10 protein-coding genes are annotated in these 11,746 nt (G+C 36.2%); 1 reads left to right on the top strand and 9 read right to left on the bottom strand.

The window, feature by feature from the left end; all coding sequences use genetic code 11:
• Window positions 1-173 precede the first annotated feature (173 nt).
• The 5 genes from ACM9HF_RS01545 to ACM9HF_RS01525 form a co-directional block, all read right to left on the bottom strand.
• Window positions 174-509 carry a hypothetical protein gene (locus ACM9HF_RS01545; protein WP_473613961.1) on the bottom strand — a complete coding sequence of 112 codons (336 nt, stop codon included), beginning with the start codon at window positions 507-509 and terminating at the stop codon, window positions 174-176.
• A gap of 303 nt (window positions 510-812) precedes the next feature.
• Window positions 813-1,646 (bottom strand): glucosaminidase domain-containing protein, encoded by an 834-nt coding sequence (locus ACM9HF_RS01540; protein WP_473613960.1) that lies wholly within the window; start codon window positions 1,644-1,646, stop codon window positions 813-815.
• Window positions 1,647-1,652: 6 nt separating this feature from the next.
• Window positions 1,653-2,441 (bottom strand): hypothetical protein, encoded by a 789-nt coding sequence (locus ACM9HF_RS01535; protein ID WP_473613959.1) that lies wholly within the window; start codon window positions 2,439-2,441, stop codon window positions 1,653-1,655.
• Between the two features lie 110 nt (window positions 2,442-2,551).
• Window positions 2,552-3,100, bottom strand: coding sequence for a DUF1415 domain-containing protein (locus tag ACM9HF_RS01530; protein ID WP_473613958.1), 549 nt, complete (start codon window positions 3,098-3,100; stop codon window positions 2,552-2,554).
• Window positions 3,101-3,154: 54 nt separating this feature from the next.
• Window positions 3,155-4,933 carry an ABCB family ABC transporter ATP-binding protein/permease gene (locus ACM9HF_RS01525; RefSeq protein WP_473613957.1) on the bottom strand — a complete coding sequence of 593 codons (1,779 nt, stop codon included), beginning with the start codon at window positions 4,931-4,933 and terminating at the stop codon, window positions 3,155-3,157.
• A gap of 207 nt (window positions 4,934-5,140) precedes the next feature.
• Between ACM9HF_RS01525 and ACM9HF_RS01520 the strand changes: the two genes are divergently transcribed.
• A complete protein-coding gene (locus ACM9HF_RS01520; RefSeq protein WP_473613956.1) occupies window positions 5,141-5,677 on the top strand; it encodes a DUF2937 family protein in 537 nt (178 codons plus the stop codon).
• A 460-nt stretch (window positions 5,678-6,137) separates the two neighbouring features.
• Here ACM9HF_RS01520 and ACM9HF_RS01515 read toward each other — a convergent pair whose 3' ends face one another.
• The 4 genes from ACM9HF_RS01515 to pheT form a co-directional block, all read right to left on the bottom strand.
• On the bottom strand, window positions 6,138-8,327 hold the full coding sequence (locus tag ACM9HF_RS01515; RefSeq protein ID WP_473613955.1) for a xanthine dehydrogenase family protein molybdopterin-binding subunit: 2,190 nt from the start codon (window positions 8,325-8,327) through the stop codon (window positions 6,138-6,140).
• A gap of 3 nt (window positions 8,328-8,330) precedes the next feature.
• Window positions 8,331-8,783 carry a (2Fe-2S)-binding protein gene (locus tag ACM9HF_RS01510; protein ID WP_473613954.1) on the bottom strand — a complete coding sequence of 151 codons (453 nt, stop codon included), beginning with the start codon at window positions 8,781-8,783 and terminating at the stop codon, window positions 8,331-8,333.
• 266 nt (window positions 8,784-9,049) lie between these two features.
• Complete coding sequence (locus ACM9HF_RS01505; RefSeq protein WP_076418055.1) at window positions 9,050-9,340, bottom strand: integration host factor subunit alpha; 291 nt, start codon at window positions 9,338-9,340, stop codon at window positions 9,050-9,052.
• A gap of 3 nt (window positions 9,341-9,343) precedes the next feature.
• Entirely contained in the window at window positions 9,344-11,743 is a 2,400-nt protein-coding gene (pheT, locus tag ACM9HF_RS01500) for a phenylalanine--tRNA ligase subunit beta (protein ID WP_473613953.1), read from the bottom strand.
• Between the last annotated feature and the right edge of the window lie 3 nt (window positions 11,744-11,746).

Genomic DNA, 11,746 nt, shown 5'->3' with positions numbered 1-11,746 from the left:
AAGTTAGGCATAAAAATAGCTTGTTGAGTAACTTTGCTTATCCCGAGCTGAGGTTATTTAAATTAAGCCTGTGTAACTGCCTATCCTGACCCATACAAAAGTTAGGCTAGGCAGACTATGAAGAAAAACGCACGAGCAACGACTAGCTGTTTTGGTTCTTTACGGTGGATTGTTTAGCTATTTATTTCTATAAACTCAGCATGTGTGAATATAGCTTTTGCTTGATTGAATACCTTCTGGGGTGATTCTGAATGAGTAAAAACATCATAAGCATTATTACTGTTATTAAAAATACTTATACAACGTCCTGCAAGTTGAACTTTATTGATATCTGACTTTTTAACCGTTCTCACTCCAAAGTTAAAGACTCTAGATAATATTGTATTTCTAATCACAACAGTATCACCATTATCAATAAATGATTTTTTATCTCTCTTTAAAACTAACCAAATAATCATCACAGTAATAAAAATCTGAATTAATACATTTAATAACCAATATTCATCCATAAACACTACCTCTACGTTAGTCCTGCTATTATTTTTAGTTAAATGACTTATTCTTCAATGCTTTAAGGCTTTCTGGTGTTAAAGATAAGCACGTGATCTGTCGCTCGTGAAAAGCTCATATGTAATTCGCATCCACAAATGACTTATATGCTTAGACGGTACAGACTATATAAAAATGGCATTTAATTATCGAGCCTTTTTAAATAGAACAATTACGGAAGATGATTGAAGGTATACCCATACCACCTCAATATGCAGCTGAATCCTGCACCTTAAGGTGGTGTGGGTATATACGATAACAGGTTAAAAATATTTTCGGTTATGCCTGATCATATCGGTAATTTCTAACACGTAGTCTGTACCTCTTTCAGAATAAGGTAGTAAACCCGTGGCTAATATTTCGGGAGTTAACGGTAGTTCTTGTAGTCTTAACTGCCCTCTTATGGTTCTAAAAACGCTATAAGCGGTATTAGTATTAATGTTATGTAAATACTTGGTAATAGCTTCTTCTACACTACTAAATGCAGCAACTTCATGAAAAGCACCTTCATTTCTACTTCTTGGCACCATTCCACAACCTTTTTCAAAACACCACATACCAAAAAAGTTTAAACCTATTCTAGCAAAACGAGATGTTCCCCAAGCAGATTCATTCGCAGCTTGCGCTAAAACGAGAGGAATAGGCACAATATCAACTTTGAGTAATAATTTATCTATTTGTGCAAGTACTCCAAATTGCGTTTTACTTTTATATTTAAGACTCAGTTTAGCCAAAAAACTTTTATCTGCTTTCGTTAATACTGATTCATTCAAATAACGTTCTTTTATTTCTAATAGCTTATTTCTTTGGCTAAGAATTTTATTATTTTGTTTTTCCACTACGGGTTTAATAAAAGCAAAGAATGTACGTTTTTTTTCTTTAACGTCTTTAATTTTAGAAAACTTAGGCAGTTTTACATTATGCAACGGTTTTTCAATCGGTATAACTTTTACGTCAGGTGTTTTTTTACTTGGAGTATCAACAGGTGGTTTCATAAAAGTAAAAGGAGCAACTAATGCGACGATAAAAAGCCCTATTAACAACCAACAGCTTGCTACTTTAAAATAATGTAAAGCTCTATTCGTTTGACCTACCATATAGTGTTAAGCGGAAAAACTTCCACTGTCTCCTTGAGTTGGGCCTTCAGACGCATTGAGTTGCACACCAAAAATTTCACGATACAAGATGCCTTTAGTGTTATAAAAAAGAGGAGCTAAATAAGTAAGCGCAAACAGTAAAAATGCTACACCAATAATTTCAAAACCAGACTTAAATAATAATAGCAGAGGGAAAGTAGACAGTAATAAAGCCATAAATAAAATGCCATAAATTGCTAATAACTTAAAAAACTGAAAACGTAATGATTTAACACTTAATATAATCGCTTTAATTGGCATCATATTTTTTTCAATCACCAAAGGTACGGTTAAAGACAGTGTTACCAATAAAAATATTCCAGGTAAAATCAATAAATTAAAACCCAATGACGATAATGTTGATGAAAGTAAAGCGCATATAGCAATAACAGCGCCTTTATTTAAAAAAGAAAACACTAATTTAGGCTGAGTTTTTAATCCTACAGCATGAAATACGCCCATCATTTCTATTCCTGCAATAAAAGGCGAAACAACTAAAGTAACCAAAATATTAATAATGTACTGCGCCTGCATATCCTTTAAAGCGTTTTCAACGCCACCTAGGTACTGACTGGCAATAAATACAATGAACAATGTTATAACACTACAAATCAACGCACCGGCAATAATAGGAAGCCTCGATTTATGAGTAAGGCTCCAAGCCTCTTGTAACACCAATTTTATATCGATTGAATATTTGCCTTGCTCTGCACTTTCAACGTTACCACCCACATTGATTAATTTATTATTTTCCACGAAAAAGAATACCTATTTATTAACTGCGATATTAGGGCCACGCAGTATACCTATTATTAGTTTATGTTTCAGCTAGAACCGTTTAGAAGCTGTAACGGTTTAAAATTAAATTATGATTGTTTTATATTTTTAAGTACTTGCTCGAAATACGTTCGACCTTTTTTTTGTGCTAAAGCAATATTATTGTCAGGAATATTTTCAGGATTTTTATAGGTTGATAATACTCGCGTTAGGCTTTCTTCTCTTAAAATATGAATAACAGGATACGGCGAACGATTAGTGTAATTTTCCGCATCGTCAATGCCCACGCCATCAAAATAATAATCAGGGTGAAAAGTCGCAAATTGAAATACACCATCATATTCTGAATCAATAAGCAGCTCGTTAGCATAGTCAACAAGTTCTAAATATTGCTCAAACGACTTAAAACCTTTGTCAAATATCACTAAGCTTGTTTCAATTTGAATATTACGTTGTAAATAATGACATTGCTCAAAAAGCTCTGTTAGAGCTAATTTAAGCTTTTTATGATGAGATAAATAATAATAAATCGTATCATTAACCAGTTCTTTTTTTGCAAACGGACAAAAGTTAAGCCCAACAATAATGTCTTCTATCCATTGTCGTGTTTGTGATATTTCACGGGGTTCTTTATTCATTTTATATTCGTATATTTATTAAAGTTAAATAGTTAACCTGAACTCGGCTTAACATTAGCTAGATTGTTGTAATTGCCACATATTGTAATAATGTTCTTTCTTAGCGATTAAGGTTTGATGGTCGCCCACTTCCACAATTTCACCTTTGTTCATCACAATAATATTGTCGGCATCTACAATAGTTGATAAACGATGAGCAATCACTAAACTCGTATGACCTTTTGCTACTGTTTGAATAGCACGTAAAATAGCTTGCTCTGAATGACTATCCAGTGATGATGTCGCTTCATCAAACACCAAAATAGCAGGATTTTTTAATATAGTACGTGCAATAGCAACACGCTGTTTTTCGCCACCAGAAAGCTTTAAACCGCGCTCTCCTACTTTAGTTTGATCTCCGTCGGGTAACGACGCGATAAAGCTTGATAAATGAGATAACTCTATCGCTTTTGCAACCTCGGCATCTGTCGCATTGGTATTACCGTATTTAATGTTTTCAAATAAAGTGTCGTTAAACAACACAGTATCTTGAGGCACAATACCAATATTTTTTCTTAATGAATGTTGGCTAACTTGGTCAACGGCCTGATTATCTATTTTTATTTCACCCTGATTCACATCATAAAAACGAAATAACAATTTAACTAAGGTTGACTTACCTGAGCCACTTTCGCCTACAACCGCTACTTTTTGACCCGGTTTTATTGAAAACGAGATGTTTTTTATAATGGGTCTTTTTTCATCGTAAGCGAAAGACACATTTGAAAACTCAACCTCGCCACCATTAATAACCAACTCTGTAGCGTTATCTTTATCTTTCACTTTGGGTGACTTTAATAACAAGCCAAACATATGTTCAATATTCGCCAGAGATCCTTTAACTTCTCGATAAATAAAGCCAAGAAAATTAAGAGGAATAAACAACTGCATCATAAATGCATTTATCAAAACAAAGTCACCTAAAGTCATGTGCCCATAGGTAACCTGATAGGCCGCTAACCCCAGCATTGCGGTCATAGATACTGAAATGATAATGGCTTGACCACCATTTAAAGCAAAGAGCGATAAACGATTTTTCTTTTTAGCTTCTTCCCAATTTTCTAACTGGTGATCATATGCCTTAGCTTCGTAGGCTTCGTTAGTAAAATATTTAACAGTTTCGTAGTTAAGCAGGCTATCTATTGCTCGAGTGTTACTCGATGAGTCTGCTTTGTTGGCTTCTCTAATAAATTCAGTACGCCAGTTAGTAGCTTTTACCGAATATAAGATATAAAGCGTAATTGAAGTTGCGGTAATTAAAGCAAACCATATTCCGTAATTTACAAATAAAATACCAATAACCATGACGATTTCTAATAAGGTGGGAATAATATTAAAGATCATAAAACGCATTAAAAAACTAACACCAGAATTACCACGATCAATATCTCGCGATAATCCCCCTGTTTGACGATTTAAATGAAAATCTAAATCAAGATCATGTAAATGCTTAAATACCTTTAAACCAATGCGTCTAATGGCTCTTTCAGTTACACGGCCAAATAAAGTATCTCTTATTTCTGCAAATAAAACGATGGATAGTCGAACAAGGCCATAAGCAGCAACTAGCCCAAATGGTACGAGGTAAATATTGTTTTCTTGTTGTTGATCTAATGTATCAACCACATCTTTTAATATAAAAGGTAAATAAACACTCGCGACTTTAGTTAACACTAAACACAGTAAAGCTAGGGCTATTCTGGCTTTAAACTCCATCATATAAGGAAGTAACATTTTAATTACTCGCCAATTAATTTCAGTGGCTTCATTTTCATTAAAACGACTTGGACGCATATTTAATTTACCTTAAAAAATAATGGGCTAACCATATAGTGTTTGAGTTTTCAGTACAATGGGATACTGTGAGTTTAGTATGAGAAAGCTTTACTACTGCCGCACAGCATTTTATGCTGAGTAGTAATATTGAACATTACCTTAAAAAATCAGCCAGCTTTTTAATTAACCTGAATTCGGTTTAATCAGTTAAAGATGAGAACACCTATGTTAAAAATTTTATCGACACTCTTTGATCGGTGTTTGTTTACTCTTACTTTTATTGTAGGTGTGCAATTTCCTGAATTTATTCAACAGTATTCACAAAGGCTATCAGGACATTTAAACGAAGCATTATTACAATTAAACGAATACCAGCTAATTGCTAACCGTCATTTTGACGGAAATTTAAAAACGATGATAGAGAAGTATTTACTAAACAGCGAACCTTCTATTAAAGAAACCGGTGAGATCATTATGAATACATCAACTCGAGCATCAGATTTACAAGCGCATTTATTTAATATACAAGAAACTGATTACATTAAACGAGTTTATTACTTTATTACGGAATTTGATGAGTCTATGGTTCAAGCTACATTTCAACAATATCAGTTAGCTATTCCATTAAGTTTACCTGCGTTATCTACAGGAGTTGCATCTGCTCTATTCATTGTTATAACAAGTCATATAGTTATTAACTATACAATAATATTTATACGTTCAATAACAAATAAATATTCAAAAGTAATTAATGATAAATAGGTTTAGCTAATACAAACAGAAACTATCATGAGTCTCCATGAGAATAAAAAGATGACTAAGCATTTATCATAAATATCAAAAACGACGTCGATTTGTCTATACCCGTTACCATTCAAGATGCGTATTTCAGAGCATCTTGAATGATAACGGGTATATATGCTTAGTGATAGTAGGTTGTACCAATTGGTATGTACTTGATACAACAACAATTTTTAAGAATGTCAGTTACTCAAACCTCAACTTTATTCACCGGAGTTAAACACTATAGAGTGAATGTAATAATAGTTAAGGCCTCTTTACTGTATCAAGAGATTCAAATAATTTATGCACAATATAGCCATTATCGCCAATGTATAACGAAGCGGAATAGTATAAACGGTTAAAAGCCCGACTAATCTTATAGTGACTTAGTTTCATCAAGAAATAATTGATTTCAACCTCCCACTATATTCCTTCTCATTCACAGGTACTGATTAAAAGGCATTTGCTGAATACTTACTCCTGTCAATGCTTTAACTGCATTAGCAACTGCTCCACCGGTCATAGGTACACCAATTTCACCACCACCTGATGGTGCTTCGCCCGATTCTACTATGCTCACTTCTAATTCAGGCACATTGTTCATACGCATTAACTCGTAATCGTAAAAATTATTCTGCTCTATTTCACCTTTCTTAAAACTGATACGTTCACGCATTAACCCGGAAAGACCAAATAAAATTCCCCCTTCCGTCTGTGCAATATAATTCTCTGGATGTATCACAATGCCAGGATCAACTGCCGCCCAAAACTTATGAACTTTTACCTTTTTTGTTTTTGGATCAACCGACACTTCAGCTACCCCTGCTCCAAATGTGTTTTTGTATCCTGCAAATGATAAACCATGGGCTCGCCCTTCTGGCGCATTACCAAAGTTAGATATTTTGATAACCTCTTCTAATACGCCTAAGCCTCGTGGGCTTTTCCTTAACAATCTCCGACGAAAATCTGCTGGATTTTTACCTGCTTTACTGGCCAGTTCATCAATAAAACACTCCCGTGCATAACTGTTTACTCCCCAACCTATCCCTCGCCATGCTGAAAGACGAGACTTGCGCTCTAAACGAACAGTTTCAGCCAAAAAGTTAGGGATATCATAATCAGAGCTTTCAGTACCTTCCATCACTAATGCATCAGGCTCATCCTTTTTCCAGCGTTGCGGTAAAACGAATTGAAATATTGAAGGGCTAGCAACTCTGTGTCGAAATGCTTCAACATCACCATTTTCATTAATACTTGCCGACATATGATGTGCAGTTGCAGGTCGCAACCATGCGTTTTTCACATCATCTTCTCGTGTCCATATAAGCTTAACGGGTTTTTTAACAGCGCGTGAAATATATACGGCATCTTTAAGTAGATCTCTTCCAAAAAAGGTGCGTCGTCCGAATCCTCCCCCCATTTGCATACCATGAAAACGAATACGTTCAGGCTTTGTTTGCAAAGCTTGTGCTGCAGCAACAATAGACATAGTTTGACTTTGTGTGCCTAACCAAACCTCAGCCCCCTTTTCATCATCATCAACATCGGCAATAGCACAAAGAGGCTCCATTTGTGCATGATAAACATGCTCTGTAACGTAAGTAGCGCTGATTACATTACTTGCGTCACGCTTAATTTTTTCAACAGTTTCCCCTCTATTTTCCCAAGCCATTGCAGGAATTGAAAGGTCATTAGCCGCGTTTTGTAAATCCAGTAATTCCTGTTCGCTATCGGCTTTTCTAAATCGCGATGACTGAGACCAAGTAATTGATAAAAAATCTCTCGCAGCGATAGCGCTTTCAAGTGTGTTAGCTACAACAGCAACACTGTTATCTAATGTAACAACATCAATTACTCCTTTCACTTTACGTGCTTTATCAGCATTAACAGTAATAGGTGTTTCACCTTCTACAGGAGCAAGAGCTTGAGAGGCATAGACCATCCCTGGAATACGCACATCTATAGAATAGACAGTTTCACCTCTTGTCTTTTCTGGTATGTCTAAACGATCTTGATCGTGACCAATAATTCGCCATTGTTTTTGTGGTTTAAGCTCTTCTTCAGTCACCTCTGGAACGTCAACAACAAGATGACCTCCTGTTGCTATTGATCCAAATGTTGCTCGCCGGCCAGAGGAATGGTGCATCACTTCACTTTGTTCAGTTGTCAATTCTTCTACGGGAACGCCCCAATTTTTTGCCGCAGAATAAATAAGAATTCTTCGAACTTTTGCGCCCGCGAAACGAAGCTTTGTAAAGTAGCCTTGAATAGAGGCACTGCCTGCTGTAAACAATAAGCCACCTAACTCTTTGTTTCCGTATGTCTCTAACGGTCCTTGATTGATTTGTTCTGCTCTCACCTTTGACCAATCAGCATCTAACTCTTCCGCCACGATCATTGGCTGTGAGGTCATAACCCCTTGCCCCATTTCAGTTGATGCAAACCGAATGGTGATTTGATTATCAGAGCTTATCGAGATCCAAGCATCAAGATCTTTAAGGTTTGATTCATTTTTAGAAAGCGGATCTTCGTTCAAAATGGCTATTGCGCCCGTACTTAACATTGCAAAGGCTGTAACACTTGTACCAATTAAAAATTGACGACGTGAAAGATTCATAGTATCCGTCATGATTTATACCTCTTTCGATGCGCGTTGAATGGCACGGATAATTCGTGGATAAGTTGCACATCGGCAAATATTGCTCGACATACCGTCCACTATTTCTATACGAGATGGGTTTGGTTTTTCGGTAAGTAAAGCGGCTGCACGCATTATCTGGCCTGATTGACAATAACCACACTGAGGTGTTTGTTCTTCCATCCAAGCAAGTTGTAGTGGATGAGTACCATCTTCAGACAAGCCTTCAATTGTAGTGATTTCGGCTTTGCTAAGATCTATAGCCTTTAATTGGCATGCAACACTCGCTTTCCCATTAATATGCACTGTACAGGCACCACACACACCAGCACCACAGCCAAACTTAGTTCCAGTTAAACCAAGATGTTCACGCAAAACCCAAAGCAACGATGTTTCAGGTTCAGCATCAACTTCCACAGATTCACCATTAATTTTAAGACTAAACATACTTTTTCCTTACATCTATAGTGACGACAAGCACATTTAGCGCTTTTTTGCTTCAAATAATACTAGATTTTACGTATCGGGGTAGTACAAATTTTCAATAAAACTCACTGTAAAGTAAATTACACGACCAATAAAGATAAGGTATAACAAAATACCTTATGAATTATTTACAGAGAAGTAATATTTATAGAAAAACTTCAAATAATAGGCAATAAAAAAGGCTGCAATAATGCAGCCTTTTATAAAAGTATATGAAAACGAATTTCTTATCCGTTACCGTCTTCAACACGACTTTTAAGCTTTTGACCCGGTCTGAACGTAACTACCTTACGCGCAGAGATAGGAATATCTTCGCCAGTTTTAGGGTTTCTACCCGGACGTTCGCTTTTAACACGCAGATCAAAATTTCCAAATCCCGAAAGTTTGACCTGCTCACCGCTTTCTAACGTCTCACGTATTTCTTCAAAAAATATTTCAACCATATCTTTTGCGTCGCGTTTGCTAAGACCGACCTTTTCATACAAATGTTCTGCTACTTCTGCTTTGGTAAGCGCCATTGCTCAATCCCTCAGTGATGCGTTTAATTGAGTTTTTAATGAATCTACCACTCGATTTACAACATCAGAAATGTCTTTTTCTTCAAGTGTTTTCTCATCATCTTGTAGTATCATGGCTATCGCGAGGCTTTTAAAACCTTGCTCTATGCTTTCACCACGGTATACATCGAACAAGTTTAGATCAATTAAATAATTTCCGCCAACCTTTTCAATAAGTTGTAACACTTTTTTTGCATCAACATCTTCTTTTACTACTACTGCGATGTCACGTCGGTTAGACGGAAAGCGAGATATAGCAGCGGCTTCAGGAATTTTAGCAGTTAAAATTTCAGATAATAATAGTTCAAAAATTAATGTTTTACTGTTTAAGCCTAATTTACGTTCTAATTCAGGATGTAAGGTACCAACATAACCAACAATAGCACCATTACGATAAATACCAGCCGTTTGACCAGGGTGTAATGCACTCACTTCTGCTTTTGAAAATTCATAAGCAGAAGCATCAGCTGTTAATGAAAGAAGTGCTTCAACATCAGCTTTTATATCGTAAAAGTCTGTTGCAGCTTTTTCCATATCCCAATGTTCTTCATTACGTTGCCCTGTAATAACACCGGCAAGCATGTTGTCTTGTCTTACACCGTTTTCAGCAGACTCGTCAGGAACAAAACGTAAACCTGTTTCAAATAAACGTAGTCTGTTTTGTTGACGGTTTTGGTTATAAGCAACTGATTGTAATAGCCCTGTCCATAAACTTAGGCGCATTACTGACATTTCTGAAGAGATAGGATGAGGCAATGTCATCACTTCTTGATCAGGATGTAATAAGGCTTGAACTTTAGGATCAACAAAACTGTAAGTTATAGCTTCTTGATAACCACGGTTAACTAAAGCGTTACGTAATTTGCTTACACTTAAATTTGCTTCTTTATTTGCACACATACTTAATGTTGCTTTAGGCGAAACATTCGGTATGTTGTTGTAACCAAATATACGAGCAACTTCTTCAATTAAATCTACTTCGATTTTAATATCAAAACGATATGCAGGAACCGTTACTTGCCATACGTCGTTTGCAAACGAAATAGTGAAACCTAAACGCGTCAGGATGTCAGCAACTTGTTCATCAGCAATATGATGACCAATTCGAGAATCTAATTTAACTCTACGCAGGCTAATTTGTTTTTCTTGAGGAATATTTTCTTCAGACTTAGCTTCAGTGATAGGACCTGCTTCACCACCAACAATTTCAAGCAGTAATTCAGTTGCACGGTTCATTGCATCAAGTTGTAACTGTGGGTCTACACCACGCTCGTAACGATGAGAAGCATCTGTATGTAAACCATACTGACGAGCTTTACCTAAAATAGCTAATGGGCTAAAAAAAGCACTTTCTAAAAAGATGTTTTTAGATTCAGTAGTAACTCCTGAGTTTAAGCCACCAAAAATACCAGCCATTGCTAATGCTTTGTTGTCATCTGCAATAACTAAAGTTTCTGTTGAAAGCGTCACTTCATTTTCATCTAATAAGGTTAATTTCTCTTCTTTATTAGCGAAACGTACGTTAATGCCACCTTCGATTTTATCTAAATCAAACGCGTGCATTGGGTGACCTTGCTCTAATAACACGTAGTTTGTTACATCAACTACTGGATCGATTGAGCGAATACCACAACGTCTTAATTTTTCTACCATCCATAAAGGAGATTGAGCTGTTACGTCAATATTTTTAATCACACGACCTAAATAACGCGGACAGGCTTTTTCAGCTGACAATGTAATAGTCAACTCGTCAGTGATCGTAGCCGCTACATCATTAATAGCAGGTTCAGTAACCGCTAAACCATTTAATACACCAACTTCACGTGCTAAACCTTTAAGGCCTAAACAATCACCGCGGTTAGCCGTTAAGTCAACGTCAATAGTTACGTCATTTAAATCAAGATATTCACGAACACACAGTCCTAATGGTGCATCTTGCGCTAATTCAAGAATACCGTCAGAACTATCAGCTAAACCAATTTCTGATTCGCTACACAACATACCGTGAGAAGGTACACCACGTAATTTAGCTTTTTTAATTTTAAAGTCGCCAGGTAAAACTGCGCCAACAGTGGCTACAGCAACTTTAAGCCCTAAACGACAATTTTTAGCACCACAAACAATATCAACTAACTCACCGTCGTTGAAATCTGGTCCTAAATTAATTTTTGTTACTTGTAATTTATCTGCATCGGGGTGAGGCCCACATTCAACCACTTCACCGATTAAAACACCGGTAAATTCACCTGCAACAGGATCAACAGCATCAACTTCTAAGCCAGCCATTGTAATTTGATGAGACAACTCATCTGAAGATAAAGCAGGATTAACCCACTCTCTTAACCATGATTCACTAAATTTCATTGT

The sequence above is a fragment of the Colwellia sp. RE-S-Sl-9 genome, assembly GCF_048296855.1.
In the GTDB taxonomy this organism is placed as follows: Bacteria; Pseudomonadota; Gammaproteobacteria; order Enterobacterales; family Alteromonadaceae; genus Pseudocolwellia.
The sequence above is the reverse complement of the archived record's forward strand: the minus strand, read 5'-3'. Positions and strand labels throughout refer to the sequence as shown.